Annotated in this window: 13 protein-coding genes; all 13 read right to left on the bottom strand. The window is 73.9% G+C overall.

Annotated elements, in window-relative coordinates:
• Nucleotides 1–8 precede the first annotated feature (8 nt).
• Nucleotides 9–1,886, bottom strand: coding sequence for an ABC transporter ATP-binding protein (locus NF338_RS07470; RefSeq protein ID WP_264030190.1), 1,878 nt, complete (start codon nucleotides 1,884–1,886; stop codon nucleotides 9–11).
• Complete coding sequence (locus NF338_RS07465) at nucleotides 1,883–3,787, bottom strand: ABC transporter ATP-binding protein (RefSeq protein ID WP_264030297.1); 1,905 nt, start codon at nucleotides 3,785–3,787, stop codon at nucleotides 1,883–1,885. Before NF338_RS07465 ends, NF338_RS07470 begins: the two co-directional genes overlap by 4 nt.
• Before the next feature lie 292 nt (nucleotides 3,788–4,079).
• A complete protein-coding gene (gene hisF / locus NF338_RS07460; protein WP_264030189.1) occupies nucleotides 4,080–4,850 on the bottom strand; it encodes an imidazole glycerol phosphate synthase subunit HisF in 771 nt (256 codons plus the stop codon).
• Nucleotides 4,847–5,848, bottom strand: coding sequence for an FKBP-type peptidyl-prolyl cis-trans isomerase (locus NF338_RS07455; RefSeq protein ID WP_264030188.1), 1,002 nt, complete (start codon nucleotides 5,846–5,848; stop codon nucleotides 4,847–4,849). The genes hisF and NF338_RS07455 overlap by 4 nt, the downstream gene beginning before the upstream one ends.
• 46 nt (nucleotides 5,849–5,894) lie before the next feature.
• Nucleotides 5,895–7,256, bottom strand: coding sequence for a Pup--protein ligase (pafA, locus tag NF338_RS07450; protein ID WP_264030187.1), 1,362 nt, complete (start codon nucleotides 7,254–7,256; stop codon nucleotides 5,895–5,897).
• Nucleotides 7,257–7,262: 6 nt separating this feature from the next.
• Complete coding sequence (gene prcA / locus NF338_RS07445; RefSeq protein WP_264030186.1) at nucleotides 7,263–8,042, bottom strand: proteasome subunit alpha; 780 nt, start codon at nucleotides 8,040–8,042, stop codon at nucleotides 7,263–7,265.
• On the bottom strand, nucleotides 8,039–8,974 hold the full coding sequence (gene prcB / locus NF338_RS07440) for a proteasome subunit beta (protein ID WP_264030185.1): 936 nt from the start codon (nucleotides 8,972–8,974) through the stop codon (nucleotides 8,039–8,041). The genes prcA and prcB overlap by 4 nt, the downstream gene beginning before the upstream one ends.
• Nucleotides 8,975–8,993: 19 nt before the next feature.
• Nucleotides 8,994–9,194, bottom strand: coding sequence for a ubiquitin-like protein Pup (locus NF338_RS07435; protein WP_047232853.1), 201 nt, complete (start codon nucleotides 9,192–9,194; stop codon nucleotides 8,994–8,996).
• A gap of 152 nt (nucleotides 9,195–9,346) precedes the next feature.
• Complete coding sequence (dop, locus tag NF338_RS07430) at nucleotides 9,347–10,984, bottom strand: depupylase/deamidase Dop (protein ID WP_264030296.1); 1,638 nt, start codon at nucleotides 10,982–10,984, stop codon at nucleotides 9,347–9,349.
• A gap of 27 nt (nucleotides 10,985–11,011) precedes the next feature.
• Nucleotides 11,012–11,398: a hypothetical protein gene (locus NF338_RS07425; protein ID WP_264030184.1), complete on the bottom strand. Its 387-nt coding sequence runs from the start codon at nucleotides 11,396–11,398 to the stop codon at nucleotides 11,012–11,014.
• 53 nt (nucleotides 11,399–11,451) lie between these two features.
• On the bottom strand, nucleotides 11,452–13,110 hold the full coding sequence (gene arc / locus NF338_RS07420) for a proteasome ATPase (RefSeq protein WP_087472191.1): 1,659 nt from the start codon (nucleotides 13,108–13,110) through the stop codon (nucleotides 11,452–11,454).
• Between the two features lie 182 nt (nucleotides 13,111–13,292).
• A complete protein-coding gene (locus NF338_RS07415; RefSeq protein ID WP_204543707.1) occupies nucleotides 13,293–14,333 on the bottom strand; it encodes a tRNA (adenine-N1)-methyltransferase in 1,041 nt (346 codons plus the stop codon).
• Nucleotides 14,334–14,427: 94 nt separating this feature from the next.
• Nucleotides 14,428–15,606, bottom strand: coding sequence for a site-2 protease family protein (locus NF338_RS07410; protein ID WP_264030183.1), 1,179 nt, complete (start codon nucleotides 15,604–15,606; stop codon nucleotides 14,428–14,430).
• Nucleotides 15,607–15,666 lie beyond the last annotated feature (60 nt).

The following is a 15,666-nucleotide window of genomic DNA, read 5'->3' as shown; positions in this document are numbered from 1 at the left end:
CGGGCGGCTCAGCGGGTCTGCGAGACCCAGGCGTCGTGCATGCGGGCGTAGACGCCGTCCGCGCGGGCGAGGTCGTCGTGGTGACCGATCTCGACGACGTGGCCCGCGTCCACCACGACGACGAGGTCGGCCGCCTCGGCGGTGGAGAGCCGGTGCGCGATGGTGAGGGTGGAGCGGCCCGCGGTGAGCGACGCGAGGGCGCGGGCGATGCGGACCTCGGTCGCGGGATCGACGGCGGACGTCGCCTCGTCGAGGACGAGCAGGTCGGCCTCCGCGAGGTACGCACGCACGAGCGCGACGAGCTGCCGCTCCCCCGCCGAGAGCGACTCACCACGCTGGCCGACCGCGGAGTCGAGCCCGTCGGGGAGGTCCGCGACCCAGTCGGTGAGCCCGAGCCGTCCGACGGCGGCCGCGATCCGGGTGCGACGCGCGGCCTCCGGCTCCCGCTCCGCGTCGCCCCGCAGCCCGTAGGCGACGTTGTCCGCGAGCGTGCCGTCGAAGAGGAAGCCCTCCTGCGGCACGAGCACGACGCGCTCGCGCAAGGACTCGACGGCGAGGTCGCGCAGGTCGGTGCCGTCGAGCAGCACGCGCCCCGCGGTCGGGTCCATGAGGCGCGTGACGAGCTTGGCGATGGTCGTCTTGCCGGACCCCGTCGCCCCCACGACGGCGACCGAGGCCCGGGCCGGGAGGTCGAGGTCGACGCCGTGCAGCACCTCCGGGCCGTCGGGGTAGGCGAACCGGACGCCCTCGAGCCGCACGTGGGCCGGTCCGCGGGGGCTGCGCTCGCCGTCGGCGCCCTTGTCGACGACCTCGACGGGCGTCTCCAGCACCGCGAGCACGCGGCGCCATCCGGCGACGGCGTTCTGGAGCTCGTTGAGGATCTCGGTCGCCATCTGCACGGGGCCCGTGAAGAGCTGGACGAGGAAGAGGAAGGCGAGGAGCTGGCCGACCGAGATGTCGCCGGCCACCCCGAGGTACGAGCCGACCACCACGACGACCGCGAGCACGAGGTTCGCGACGAGCACCCCGCTCGAGAAGACGACGGCGACGAGCTTCTGCGCCCGGACCATCGCCCGCCGCGTCGCGTCGACGGCGGCGTCGATGCGACGCGCCGTGCGCGCGCCCGCACCGTAGGCGCGGATCGTCTCCGCGCCCACGATCGACTCGGAGATGGCGCCGAGCATCCCGCCGACGCGCGCCCGGACCTGCGTGTAGGCGTCGTTGACCCGGGCCTGCGCGGGGCGCAGGACGAGGAACAGCGGGACGAAGCACGCCCAGACCACGAGCGTGAGCTGCCACGAGTAGACGGCCATGAGGACGGTCGCGACGCCGATCTGCAGCACCGAGACGAGCAGCATGATGCCGCCCCACTGCACGAAGAGCGAGATGGTGTCGACGTCGCTCGTCACGCGCGAGACGAGCGAGCCGCGCCGCTCGGTGTTCTGCGTGAGGACGGACAGGTCGTGCACGTGCCGGAACGCGCGCACGCGCAGGCCGGCGAGCCCCGCCTCGGTCGAGAGGAACAGCCGGACGTTGACGAAGGCCGAGCAGAGGCCCGCGAGGACGATGACGACCGCCGCCACGCCGACGAGCACGGCCACGCGGGCCGTGTCCGGACCGCCGTCGGCGAGCACGCCCGTGTCCACGGTCTGCTGGACGGTCACGGGCACGACGACGCGCCCCAGGGCGGCGGCGACCGCGAGGCCGAGCGTGATCCAGATGCCGTCGAGGATCTGCGGCGAGACCTGGACGCCGCGACGCAGGGTGGCGAGGACGCCGAGCGAGCTCGCCGCGGCGATGCGCGCCTCGGCGCGGCCCGGCGTGCCGCCGGGCGCAGGGGTCGCGCTCCGGGTCGCAGAGCGCTCCGTGGTGGTGGTCCGGCTCATTCCTCCAGCGCCCCCGTCTCGACGTGCCGCACGACGTCGTCCTCCTCGATCTCCCCCCGACGCGCGAGGTCGTCGCCCCGGCTCTCGTCGGCGTCGGCGTCCGCTGCCGTCTCCAGCGCGGTGTCGTCGGTGGCGTCCGCGCGCTCCTGCTCGCGCCGCTCCGCCTCGCGGGCGTAGGCCGTCGCGAGCTCGCGGTAGCCACGGTCGCGCGCGAGGAGCTCGTCGTGCGTGCCCACGTCGACCACCCGGCCGGACTCGACGTGCACGACGACGTCCGCGAGCGCGACGCTCGACATGCGGTAGGCCACCATGACGACGGTCGGGCGGTCGGACCCCTCGCGCGCGAGGCCCGCGAGGATCTGCTGCTCGACACGCGGGTCGACCGCCGACGTCGCGTCGTCAAGGACGAGCAGGCGCGGGCGGCGCACGAGGGCGCGCGCGATGGCGAGCCGCTGACGCTGGCCGCCGGACAGGTTCGCTCCGCGCTCCCCCAGCGGCGCGTCCAGGCCCTCCGGCAGGCGCGCGACGACGTCGTCCACGCGCGCCAGGCGCAGCGCCTCCCAGACCTGGTCGTCGTCCGGGCCCGGGTCGCCGTCGTCGACGAGCGTGACGTTCGCCCGCACGGAGTCCTCGAAGACGAACGCCTGCTGGGCCACGAGCGCGACCTGGGACGTCAGGTCGGCCTCGCGCACGTCGCGCACGTCGGTGCCGTCGAGCAGGACGCGTCCGCGGGTGGGGTCCGAGAGCCGGGCGAGCAGCGACACGAGCGTCGTCTTGCCCGCGCCCGTGGGGCCCACGACCGCGACCGTGGTGCCGGGATCGACCTGGAGGTCGATCTCGTCGAGCAGGGTGATCACCCGACCGCCCGCGCGGACGTCCACGCCGACGCCCTCGAGGCGCACGCCCAGCCCGGAGCCCCCACCGGGGAGGTCACCGGTCCCGGGGCGCAGCACCCCGCCGGCGTCGACGACGCGGCTGATGCGCTCGTACCCGACGAGCGCGCGCGGGAGCTCGCCGAGCACCCACCCGAACGCCCGGACGGGGACGGCCATGACCGTGAGGAGGTAGGCGGCCGTGACGATGTCTCCCGCCGCGACACCGCCGGACGTGAGCCGGACGGTCCCGACGGCCAGCACGAGGAGCGTGCCGAGCGACGGCAGCAGCTCGATGACCGGGTCGAAGAACGCCCGGACGACGCCGACGCGCACGTTCGCGGCGCGCAGCTCGTCGGTGCGCTCGGCGAAGCGGCGCTCCTCGCGGTCCGCGGTCCCGAGCGAGGTGACGAGCAGGGCGGCCTCGAAGCTCTCGTGCGCGACGTCCGAGACCTCGGCACGGAGCTGCTGCGCGCGCGTGATCGCGGGCGACATGTAGCGCTGGAAGACGATGTTCACCGCGATCGCGACCGGGATCACGACGAGCGCGGCGCACGCGAGCCAGACGTCCACCCGGAACAGCATCACCGCGGCGACGCCGATCATGACGACGACCCCGAGCGCGAACGGGAGCGGGTTGAACACCCCCGTGGCGGCCTCGACGTCGGAGTTCGCGTTCGACAGGAGCTGGCCGGCAGGGTGCGAGCGGTGCCACGACATGGGCAGGCGGAGGTACTGGCGCGTCACCGCGGTGCGGTGCCGGGCCTGGAGCGCGGCGTACCCGTTGCCCGCGAAGATGCGGCGCGCGGCCACGCTCAGCGCGAGGGAGACCGCGATGCCGGCGAGGACGAGGCCTGCGACCCAGATGCGGCCGCGCGCGGTCTCGTCACCCGCGATCGCGGGGACGACGACCTCGTCGGTCGCGGTGCCGATCGCGCTGCTCACGGCGACGGTGAGCGCCCCGAAGAGGGCCGAGGACCCGATCGCCAGCGCATAGGTGCGCGGCTCGTCGCGGATGCCGCGGCCCATGAGGGCCAGCGACCGGCGCACGCGCGACCCGGTCAGGGCGTGCGGCCGCCGGACCGTCGGCTCGTCGGGGAGCAGGTCCCGGGGCGGGTCGGGCCGGTCCGTCAGGGCCGGCAGGTCGGTCGGGGCGGGCGGGGCGTCGGCGCCGGTGGGGCGCGTCCTGCTGCCGGGCACGGGACGGTCCTCGTCTTTCGTTCAGGGGGTTGCACGATCCTCTCATGCAGCCCTGACAGGGCCCGACGGTATTCCACGGCGCGATCTGGTCGGGCCCCGGAGGCCCCCGCGCGCGACCCGCTCAGCGCACCTCGACGCCCTGCGCGCGCATCGCGTCCTTGACCTGGGCGACCGTCAGGGCCCCGAAGTGGAAGACGCTCGCCGCGAGGACCGCGTCGGCCCCGGCGCGCGCCGCGGCCACGAAGTGCTCGGGCGTCCCCGCCCCGCCGCTCGCGACGAGCGGGACCTGGACCTCGGAGCGCACCGCCGCGAGCATCTCGAGGTCGAAGCCCGCGGTCGTGCCGTCGGCGTCCATGGAGTTGAGGAGGATCTCGCCCGCCCCCAGCCCCGCGGCGCGGGCGGCCCACTCCACGGCGTCGATGCCCGTCCCCCGGCGCCCGCCGTGGGTCGTGACCTCGTACCCGGAGTCGGTGCGCACGTCGCCCGTCGTGCGACGTGCGTCGACGGACAGGACCAGCACCTGGCTGCCGAAGCGGTCCGCGATCTCGGCGATGAGCTCCGGCCGGGCGATCGCCGCCGTGTTCACGCCGACCTTGTCCGCGCCGGCGCGCAGGAGGCGGTCCACGTCCTCCGCCGAGCGCACGCCGCCGCCGACGGTGAGCGGCACGAAGACCTGCTCCGCGGTGCGCCGCACGACGTCGTACGTCGTCTCGCGGTTCCCCGACGACGCCGAGACGTCGAGGAACGTCAGCTCGTCGGCCCCCTCGGCGTCGTATCGCGAGGCGAGCTCCACGGGGTCGCCCGCGTCGCGCAGGTTCTCGAAGTTCACGCCCTTGACGACGCGCCCGGCGTCGACGTCGAGGCACGGGATCACACGGATCGCGACGGTCATGAGGACTCTCCTTGGTCGGCCGGCGCCTCGCCGGTCGTGTCGGTACCGGCGCCGTCGGTGCCGCCCTCGGCGGCCTCCTCGGCGGTCACCGGGAACTGGGCGTCGAGGATGTCCACGACGTAGACGAGCGTCTCGCCCGCGAGCGGGTTGGCCGTCTCGCCGTAGGCGAGGTCCGGCGGCACGACGAGCAGCACCTGGCTCCCCACGGACTGCTCCAGGAGCCCCTGCTCCCACCCCTCGATGACCTCGCCGATGCCGATCATGACCGACAGAGGCGCCGTGTCGTCGGCCCAGGTCGTGTCGAAGACCTCGCCGTCGGACCACCGCACGCCCGTGTACCGGACCGTGACGACCTGGCCCACCTCGACCTGGTTGCCGTCGCCGCGGACCAGCGGCTGGACGACGAGCCCCGTGGGCGGGGTCGTCTCGGGCGGGATCGTGACGCTCGGCGCGCCGTCCTCGGCGAGCGTCACGGTCGGCAGCCCCTCGACGGGCGCGACCGCCTCGCCCGATGCCCGGGTCGGGAGCACGTCGACGACCAGCGCCACGGGGACGCCGTCGTCCTCCTCGAGCCGCAGGAGTCGCGCGCCCACCCGCTGGCCGCGCAGGAGGTCGCGCAGGTCCCGTCCGATCGACTCGTCCGTCAGCGCGCGCCAGCGCGGCGCGTCGGTGTAGGTGTTCTGCAGGACGGTCCCGTCGCTCACGTCCTGGGCGTAGAGGTTGAGCAGGAGCGGACCGCCGTCGACGAGCTCGGCCCCGGCGCCCGGCCACACCACCTCCGACGTCGCCTCCGGCACGTCGAGCGGGGCGCGGTACTGCAACTCCGGGGGCGCGCCCGACGACCCGCCGATCGTGAGGTCGGTGTTCAGGGGCGTCGGCGTCGCGTCCTCGGGCTCCGTGCAGGCGGCGAGGACGACGGCGACGACGAACGCCACGAGCAGCGCGAGCGCCCCTCGGGCGCGCGGCGCGCGACGACGAGCGGACCGGGAACCCTGCACGGGGCTCCCGGTCGGAGGAACCAGGTTCGTCACATCACGTCCCGCATCACATCGACTCGATGAGGCGCTCCACGCGCTCGTCGACGTTCCGGAACGGGTCCTTGCACAGGACGGTGCGCTGCGCCTGGTCGTTGAGCTTGAGGTGCACCCAGTCGACCGTGTAGTCCCGGCGCGCCTCCTGCGCGGCGCGCACGAAGTCGCCGCGCAGCTTGGCGCGCGTCGTCTGCGGCGGGACCGCCGTCGACTCGAACACCTCGAGGTCCGTCGTGACGCGCTCGACCATCCCGCGCGCCGCGAGAAGGTTGTACAGCCCCTCGGTGCGCGAGATGTCGTGGTACGCGAGGTCCAGGCGCGCGATCCGCGGGTCGTCGAGCTCGAGCCCGTGCTTGGCCTGGTACCGCTGGATCAGCCGGTACTTGATGACCCAGTCGAGCTCGCGGTCGACCAGCGAGAGGTCACCCGTCTCGAGCGCGCGCAGCCCCCGCTCCCACAGGTCGAGGACCTGCTTCACGACGGGCGTCGGCGAGACGTCCTGCTCGACGAACTCCTTCACCCGCTGGAGGTACTCGCCCTGCAGGTCGATCGCGGTGACGGTCCGTCCGCTCGCGAGCTGGACCGGCTGCTTGCCCGTCATGTCGTGGCTGATCTCGCGGATCGACCGGATCGGGTTCTCCAGCGCGAGGTCCCGCATGGGCACGCCCGCCTCGATCATGCGCAGGATGAGGTCGGTCGAGCCGACCTTGAGCATCGTCGTCGTCTCCGCCATGGACGAGTCGCCGACGATGACGTGCAGGCGCCGGTAGCTCTCCGCGTCGGCGTGCGGCTCGTCTCGCGTGTTGATGATCGGGCGGGAACGCGTCGTCGCGCTGGAGACCGCCTCCCAGATGTGGTCGGCGCGCTGCGACAAGCAGTACACGGCCCCGCGCGGCGTCGCGAGGACCTTGCCCGCGCCCGTGAGCACCTGCCGGGTGATGAGGAACGGCACGAGCACGTCCGACAGGCGCGCGAAGTCGCCCTGGCGCCGCACGAGGTAGTTCTCGTGGCACCCGTAGGAGTTGCCCGCCGAGTCGGTGTTGTTCTTGAACAGGTGGATGCGGCCGGGCAGCCCCTCGTGCTCGAGGCGCTGCTGCGCGTCCGCGACGAGACCCTCCAGGATCCGCTCCCCGCCGCGGTCGTACGCGACGAGCTGGTGCACGTCGTCGCACTCCGCGGTCGCGTACTCGGGGTGCGAGCCGACGTCGAGGTACAGCCGCGAGCCGTTGCGCAGGAAGACGTTGGACGACCGGCCCCACGCGACCACCTTGCGGAACAGGTAGCGCGCCACCTCGTCCGCCGACAGCCCCCGGCCGTCGTCGGACGCGCACGTGACGCCGTACTCGGTCTCCAGCCCGAAGATCCTGCGGTCCATGCGGTCCTACCCCTCGTCCGTCGCGGGGCCGGTGCCCGCCGCGTCGCCCGCGTCGTCGGTCGCGGCGTCGGCGGCCGTCGTCGGGCCGTCGCCGCCTGCGAGGAGGTCCTCGAGCGCGCTCCCCGAGATGCGGCGGAACGCGCGCCGTGGGCGCGTGCGGTCCAGGACGGCGACCTCGAGCTGCGCGGCCGGGATGGTCCGCGCCTCCTCGCCGTCGCCGCCCGACCCGAGCGCGCGCACGGCGAGGCGCAGCACCTCCGCCAGGCCGAGACCGGGCTGCCACGCGTCCTCGAGCACGCGGCCGAGCTGGTCCGCCTGCCCGCCCATGACGACGACGCCCTGCTCGTCCGCGACCGACCCGTCGTAGGAGATCCGGTAGAGCTGGTCGTGCGCCGCGGTCCGGCCGACCTCCGCGACGACGAGCTCGACCTCGAGCGGCTTGGACTCGGTGGTGAACACCGTGCCCAGGGTCTGGGCGTAGGCGTTCGCCAGACCGCGCGCGTTCACGTCCGTACGGTCGTACGAGTACCCGCGCAGGTCCGCGTAGCGCACCCCCGCGACCCGCAGGTTCTCGAACTCGTTGTACTTGCCCACCGCGGCGAACGCGATGCGGTCGTAGATCTCCGAGATCTTGTGCAGCGCGCGCGACGGGTTCTCCGTGGCGAACGCGATCCCGTCCTCGTACGCGAGGACCACGACGGAGCGGCCGCGCGCGATGCCCTTGCGCGCGAAGTCCGCCCGGTCCTTCATGAGCTGCTCGGGCGAGACGTAGAAGGGCATGCTCACTCGGCGTCACCTCCCGACGTGGGGCCCTGCGACAGGTCGTGCGGCTGGTCGTGCGGGACCGCCTCGGCGTTCGTCACCGCGGGGCTGCGGCGCGGCACGCCCGTGCCGGACCGCTCGGCCACGATCTGCTCGACGACGGCCGCGAGCTCGTCGTCCGCGACACGCTCGTAGCCGTCCCGGGTCACGACCGCGACGACGGGCCAGATCCGGCGCACCGGGTCGGGGCCGCCGGTGGCGGAGTCGTCGTCCGCCGCGTCGTACAGGGCCTCGACCGCGACGCGCACCGACGCGTCCCGGTCGAGCTCCGTCCGCCAGAGCTTCTTCAGCGAGCTGCGCGCGAACACCGACCCGGAGCCCACCGAGTGGTAGGCGCGCTCCTCGTACCGGCCGCCGGTCACGTCGTAGGAGAAGATGCGACCCGTGGCCCGGTCGAGGTCGAACCCGGCGAACAGCGGGACCACGGCGAGGCCCTGCATGGCGAGGCCGAGATTCTGCCGGATCATCGTGGACAGGCGGTTCGCCTTGCCGTCCAGCGAGAGCAGCGAGCCCTCGATCTTCTCGTAGTGCTCGAGCTCGAGCTGGAACAGGCGCACGAGCTCGACCGCGATGCCCGCGGTCCCCGCGATCCCGACCGCCGAGAACTCGTCCGCCGGGAAGACCTTCTCGATCTCACGGTTCGCGATCATCGAGCCCATCGTCGCGCGGCGGTCCCCCGCCATCACGACGCCGCCCGCGACGCCCTCGGCGCCGAACGTGAGCGCCACGATCGTCGTCGCGTGCGGCGCGTCGGGCACGACGCCCGTGGTCGCGTGCCCGGCGGCGCGGTGCGACGGCAGCAGGTCGGGGGCGTGCCCGGACAGGAAGTCCAGGAAGGACGACGACCCGGGGGTCGTGAACGCGTCGGGCAGGCGCCCTGGCTGGTCCGTGCTCATCGGGTTGCCGTCACCCTTCCTACTCGCCGCCCTTCTGGACGAAGCCCCGGACGAAGGACTCCGCGTTCGTCTCCAGCACCTCGTCGATCTCCTCGAGGAGCGCGTCGACCTCCGCGTCGCGCGACTGCGCCTGCGGCGCGACCGGGACCTCGGGGCCCTCGGGCTCGTCGTCGGGGCGCCGGTCCTCGTGCGACGCGTGGGTGCGTTCGGTACCCGCCATGGCTGCCTCCTCGTCCGTCGGCCCGGTGCCGCGCCGACGCTCTGTCCGTTCCAACCCGGTCGGGGCTCGCGCCCTTCCCGGCCCTGCTCGCACGCGGCGCCCGTTCCGCGAGGAGCGGGGCGCCGTCGTACGTCCAGCCTAGTCGCCGCGGATCACGACGGGCCCGCCAGACCCGCCAGGAGCGTCGCCGCGTCCGGGCTCGCGTCGAGCAGCGCGCCGATGTGGGCCCGCGTCCCCCGCAAGGGGTCCATCATGGGGACCCGCTGGAGCGAGGGCGCGCCCGGCACGTCGAAGATCACGGAGTCCCAGCTCGCGGCCGAGACCTGGTCGCCGTAGCGGGCCATCACCTCGCCACGGAAGAACGCCCGGGTGTCGTCCGGGGCGTGGTGCACGGCGGCCCCGACCTCGCGCTCCGTGACGACCCGGTCCACCGCGCCGGCCGCGAGGAGCCGGTGGTAGATCCCCCGCTCCGGCCGTACGTCAGACCACTGCAGGTCCATGGCCGCGAGCCGCGGGTGGCCCCAGTCGAGGCCGTCGCGCTCGCGCAGCCGGTCGAGGAGCCGCAGCTTCGCGACCCACTCGACGTCGCGCGCGCACGCGTCGCGGTCCGTCGCGAGCCGGTCGAGGACCGAGGCCCACCGGGCGAGCACGTCGCGCGTGGGCGCGTCGACGCCGTCGGTGCCGGCGAGCCGCTCCGACGCCTCCGCGGCCACCGCGAGGTACTCGCGCTGGACCTCCAGCGCGGTCAGCTCGCGCCCGTCGGCGAGGGTCAGGCGGCCGGTGAGGTCGAGGTCGCGGCTGACCCGCTGCACGTCCGCGACCGGGTCCGCCAGGCGCAGGCCCGCGAGCCGCGCCCGCACCTGCGGCCCCAGCTCCTCGAGGTGCTCGACGACGAACAGCACGAGCGACGTCGTGCCCGTCTTGAGGTACGTCGCGGTCTCGAGCATGTTCGCGTCGCCGATGATGAGGTGCAACCGGCGCCAGCGCTGCCGGTCGGCGTGCGGCTCGTCGCGCGTGTTGACGATGGGGCGGCGCAGCGTGGTCTCCAGCCCGACCTCGGCCTCGACGTAGTCCGCGCGCTGCGAGATCTGGAAGCCGTGCTCCTCGCCCGTGGGGCCGAGGCCCACCCGGCCCGAGCCGGCGAACACCTGCCGGGTCACGAGGAACGGCGTGAGCATCTCCACGAGCACCCCGAACGGGACGTCGCGGTCCACGAGGAAGTTCTCGTGCGTGCCGTAGCTCGCGCCCTTGCCGTCGACGTTGTTCTTGTACAGCACCACGGACCCGCCCGGTACCTGGGCGAGCTCCCGCGACGCCGCGAGCATCACGCGCTCCCCCGCCACGTCCCAGCACACCACGTCGTGCGGCACCGTGACCTCGGGCGAGGAGTACTCCGGGTGCGCGTGGTCGACGTAGAGCCGGGCACCGTTCGTGAGGATGACGTTCGCCGCGCTCGGGTCGTCGTACTCGTCCGTCGTGGGCCGCGCGACCTCCTGGAGCGAGCTCTCGGGCGCCCCGTCCCCCGTGGGCTCCGCCGCGGGGCCCGACGGCGCGGGCCGGGTCGGGTCGTCGGTGAGCAACGACGGGTGCGCCGACGCGCGCGGCACGTGGAACCCCCGCGCGTCCTGGAGCGGGTCCTCGTCGTCGTAGTCCCAGCGCGCCCGGCCCCGCGCGCCGTCGCTGCGCGCGGCGAGCGCCCGGTAGGTGGTGACGACCTGGCTCGACATGAGCATCGGGTTCGCCATCGGCTTCCCCGGCTGCAGGACGCCGTACTCGGTCTCGATCCCCATGACCCGTCGGACGCTCACGCGCTCACCCTATGCCGGTCCACCGACGGCGCGTCGGTCCTGTCCACGAGCGCCCGGCTCGTCGGCGCGCCACAGGACACGGGCGGTCACCAGGACGAGGACGCAGAACAGCGACTGGTTGACGAGGCCCCACGGAGCCAGCCCGCCGACGCGGGCCGCCACGGTCGCGTTGACGGCGACGTCCGCGACCATGACCGCCACCCCGAGCGGGACGGCGGCCCGACGACGCAGCACGAGCAGGAGCACGACGAGCGGGTCGAGGAGCGTGAGCGAGACCCAGAAGGCGCGGACGGCGGGCGGGAAGCCGGCGTACACGCCGGTCCCGCCCGCCGTCAGGTCGAGCACGTGCGTCGTCGTCCCCACGAGGAAGCCGGCGACCCACAGGAGCCGCACCACGAGGACCCACCGGCCCTGCGGCCGCCGGGCCGGCGAGGCCGCGCCCCGCCGGATCAGAGGTACTGACCCGTGTTCGTCACCGTGTCGATGGTGCGCGGAGAGCCGCCCTCGCCCTTCTTCTGGACGATCGTGCGGATGAAGACGATGCGCTCGCCCTTCTTGCCGCTGATGCGCGCCCAGTCGTCGGGGTTGGTCGTGTTGGGGAGGTCCTCGTTCTCCTTGAACTCGTCGACGCACGCGGAGAGCAGGTGGTCGACGCGGATGCCCCGCTGACCGGTGGCGAGGAAGTCCTTGATCGCGGACTTCTTGGCCCGGTCGACGACGTTCTGGATCATCGCGCCCGAGTTGAAGTCCTTGAAGTACAGGACCTCCTTGTCGCCGCTCGCGTAGGTGACCTCGAGGAACTGGTTCTCGTCCTCCTCGGAGTACATGCGCTCGACCACGGACCGGATCATCGCGTCGAGGGCCTCGCGCTGGTTGCCGCCGTGCTCGGCGAGGTCGGCGGCGTGGATCGGCAGGTCCTCGGTGAGGTACTTGGCGAAGATCTCCTTGGCGCCCTCGGCGTCGGGCCGCTCGATCTTGATCTTCACGTCGAGGCGGCCGGGCCGCAGGATCGCGGGGTCGATCATGTCCTCGCGGTTGGACGCCCCGATGACGATGACGTTGTCGAGGCGCTCCACGCCGTCGATCTCGGCGAGGAGCTGGGGCACGATCGTCGTCTCGACGTCCGACGACAGGCCCGTGCCGCGCGTGCGGAACAGCGACTCCATCTCGTCGAAGAACACGACGACCGGGGTGCCCTGGGACGCCTTCTCCCGCGCGCGGGCGAAGATCAGGCGGATGTGCCGCTCGGTCTCGCCCACGTACTTGTTGAGCAGCTCCGGCCCCTTGACGTTGAGGAAGTAGCTGCGCGCCGCGCCCGACCCGGCCTCGACCTCCTCACCGCGCGCCCGCGCGACGGTGTGCGCGAGCGAGTTCGCGACGGCCTTGGCGATGAGCGTCTTGCCGCACCCGGGCGGGCCGTACAGGAGGACGCCCTTGGGCGGGTGCAGCCCGTGCTCGCGGAAGAGGTCGGGGTGCGTGAACGGGAGCTCCACGGCGTCGCGGATCTGCTCGATCTGCGGGCCGAGGCCGCCGATGTCCTCGTACTCGATGTCCGGGACCTCCTCGAGCACGAGCTCCTCGACCTCGGACTTGGGGATCACCTCGAACACGAACCCGCTGCGCGTGTCGATCGTCAACGAGTCCCCGACGCGCAGCGCCGTGTGCGCGACCGAGCCGGCGAGGCGCACGACGCGCTCCTCGTCGGCGCGACCCACGACGAGCACGCGGTCGGCGTCGAGGATCTCCTTGGCGGTGACGATCTCGCCCGTGCGCTCGTACCCGCCCGCCGCGACGACCGTCATCGCCTCGTTGAGCTTGACCTCCTGGCCGGGACGCAGCCGCTCCACGTCGAGGCTCGGGCTGGCTCCGACGTGCATCTTGCGCCCGGCGGCGGACACGTCGACCGACCCGTCCGGGTGCGCCGCGAGGAACACCGCGTACGTCCCGGGGGGCTTGGCGAGGTCGTCGATCTGCCGCTTCAGGTCGAGGATCTGGTCGCGCGCGGCACGGAGCGCCTCGGCGAGCCTCTCGTTCTTCGCGGACAGCAGCGCGAGCTCTCTCGCGCTGCTCTGCGGGGCCTCGTCGCTACGGCCGAATGTCTCGCTCATGGGGTGTCCCCTCTCGCCGGCGGCTCGCCCGACCGCGTCGTGGACGGCAGGCGGCGGACCCGCGGGAGGACCCGTGCCGACCACCGTCCGGCGGTCGGGTGTAGACCTTAGGCACAATTCTCGCCCGTGCACACGGACGACACCCAGGGTGAGACGACCGGGTCCCGATCGTTACCGGACCGTCACGGCGCCGACACGTCGGACGGGTGCTCGCCCTGCTCGACGACCGGCTCCGGCCCCTGGCCGACGTCGCGCCGCACCCGGCGGATCTTCTTCTCCGACACCGGGCGCTCGCCGAGCTCCTCGGGCGACCACTGCTCGGCGTCGGTCGGGTACGCACCCTTGGCCGGGCGGCGCTTGCGCTCGGGCGGCGCGACGCCGTCGGCCAGACGGCGCGCGGTGAGCAGGAAGCCCGTGTGCCCGATCATGCGGTGCTGCGGGCGCACGGCGAGGCCTTCCAGGTGCCAGCCCCGCACCATGGACTCCCACGCGACCGGCTCGGCGTAGCGGCCGTCGGCGCGCAGGTCCTCCGCGAGGCGCGAGAGCTGCGTCGTCGTGGCGACGTAGCAGACGAGCACGCCGCCCGGGACGAGCGCGCGCGCGACGACGTCGAGGTTCTCCCACGGCGCGAGCATGTCGAGCACGACGCGGTCGACCGTGCCGTCCCCGGCGACGGTGGGCAGCACGTCGGCGAGGTCGCCGACGGACAGGGTCCAGGCCGGGTGCTCCCCGCCGAAGAACGTCTCGACGTTGCCGCGCGCGATCGCGGCGAAGTCCTCGCGCCGCTCGATCGAGTGCAGCTCGCCCGCGTCGCCGACGGCGCGCAGGAGCGACATCGTCAGCGCGCCCGAGCCGACGCCCGCCTCGACGACGCGCGCACCGGGGAAGATGTCCGCCATCGCGACGATCTGCCCCGCGTCCTTGGGGTAGACGACCGCGGCGCCGCGCGGCATGGACAGCACGTAGTCGGCAAGCAACGGGCGCAGCGCGAGGTACTCGATCTCGGCCGTGTTGCGGACCACGCTCCCCTCGGGCTGCCCGATGAGGTCGTCGTGCCGCAGGTAGCCCTTGTGCGTGTGGAAGGTCGCGCCCGGCGCGAGCGTGATGGTGTGCAGGCGTCCGCGCGGGTCCGTGAGCTGGACCTTGTCGCCCACGCGCAGGGGCCCGCGACGCTCGCCGGCGCCCGTCGCGCCGGGGCGGTCCGAGGCGGTGGCCGCGGGCACGGCGGTGCTCTCCGGTCCGGGTGGTGTCGTCTGGGGGCCGGGCGTGGCGGCGGGCTCGGAGGTCACGGGCGACCATCCTACGGGCCGCGCGCGGTCAGCGACCGCGCTGCGCCTCCCGCAGCGCGGCCACGACCCGCGCGACCTCGAGCGCCCCGACGACGCGGCCGTCGTCGGTCACGACGACGACGGCGCCGTCCCGCCCGACCCGCGAGAGCACGGCGAGCATGTCCTGACCCTGGAGGTGCGCGTCGATCGTCGCGCCCGTGGGCAGCGGCACGGCGACGGCGCCCACGGGCGTGGTCTCGGCGGCGTCCGGTGGCACGGCGGCGGCAGCACCAGGGTCCGCGTACCCCACGGGCCGGCCGGTCCCGTCGACGAGCACGGCGAGGACGTGCGGGCCGCCCGCGAGCGCGACCGACCGGCCCACGGCCCCGACCGTCGCCGTGGAGGGCACCGCGACGGCGGGGCGCGCGAGGCCGCGCACGGAGAGGCCGGAGACCGCCTCGCGCGCCCGGCCCGCGGTGATCGCCTGCCCGGCGCCGCTCCAGAGGAACGCGCCGATGAGCGCGGCCCACGCGACGGTCCACAGGTCGGGCTGGCGGCCGACGGTCAGCGGCCACACCAGGGCCCAGGCGACGACGCCGACCGCGACCGCGCGCCCGACCCAGCCGGCAGCGACAGTGCCCCTGGTGCGCGAACCCGTCACGGCCCACACGGCAGACTCGAGGATCTGGCCGCCGTCGAGCGGCAGGCCCGGCAAGAGGTTGAAGAACCCGACGAACGCGTTGGAGAACGCCCCGGCGTAGAGGAGGAGCGCGGGCACGGAGAACGTCGGCTGCGCCTGGAACGTCACCCAGAAGACGACCGCGAGCGCCAGGTTGGTCAGCGGCCCGACCACGGAGATGAGGAACCCGTCGAGCGGGCGCGACGACGTCCCGGAGTACGCCGTGTGGCCGCCCCACAGCGTGACGGCGAGCTCGGTGACGTGCTGCCCCCGGGCCCGCGCGACGAGCGCGTGCGCCACCTCGTGCAGGAACACGGACGCGAACAGCAGGAGCACGAACGCGAACGAGACGAGGTACACCTCGTTGCCCAGCTGCGGCGCGAGCCGTCGGACCGTGGGGACGAACAGCACCGTGAGGATCGCCGCGGCGAGGAACCACGACGGCGTGAGGATGACCGGTGCGCCGACGATGCGACCGATGACCCAGCCCTTCGTGCGCGGGCCGGCCGGTGCGGGCGTGCGGGGGGCTCTGGGCTCGGGTCCGTCCACCCTGAGAGCCTATGCGTTCCGCGCGCCGACCCGGACGTCGGGCGGGCGGCGGGTGCGATG

Source organism: Cellulosimicrobium sp. SH8, from assembly GCF_025818875.1.
In the GTDB taxonomy this organism is placed as follows: domain Bacteria; phylum Actinomycetota; class Actinomycetes; order Actinomycetales; family Cellulomonadaceae; genus Cellulosimicrobium; species Cellulosimicrobium cellulans_D.
The sequence above is the reverse complement of the archived record's forward strand: the minus strand, read 5'-3'. Positions and strand labels throughout refer to the sequence as shown.

What these genes read in the sequence shown, in the direction of transcription:
- NF338_RS07470 (WP_264030190.1), bottom strand. Translation starts at nt 1,886, where the DNA reads ATGAGCCGGACCACCACCACGGAGCGCTCTGCGACCCGGAGCGCGACC.
- NF338_RS07465 (WP_264030297.1), bottom strand. Translation starts at nt 3,787, where the DNA reads ATGGGCCGCGGCATCCGCGACGAGCCGCGCACCTATGCGCTGGCGATC.
- hisF (WP_264030189.1), bottom strand. Translation starts at nt 4,850, where the DNA reads ATGACCGTCGCGATCCGTGTGATCCCGTGCCTCGACGTCGACGCCGGG.
- pafA (WP_264030187.1), bottom strand. Translation starts at nt 7,256, where the DNA reads ATGGACCGCAGGATCTTCGGGCTGGAGACCGAGTACGGCGTCACGTGC.
- prcB (WP_264030185.1), bottom strand. Translation starts at nt 8,974, where the DNA reads ATGAGCACGGACCAGCCAGGGCGCCTGCCCGACGCGTTCACGACCCCC.
- NF338_RS07435 (WP_047232853.1), bottom strand. Translation starts at nt 9,194, where the DNA reads ATGGCGGGTACCGAACGCACCCACGCGTCGCACGAGGACCGGCGCCCC.
- dop (WP_264030296.1), bottom strand. Translation starts at nt 10,984, where the DNA reads ATGGGGATCGAGACCGAGTACGGCGTCCTGCAGCCGGGGAAGCCGATG.
- arc (WP_087472191.1), bottom strand. Translation starts at nt 13,110, where the DNA reads ATGAGCGAGACATTCGGCCGTAGCGACGAGGCCCCGCAGAGCAGCGCG.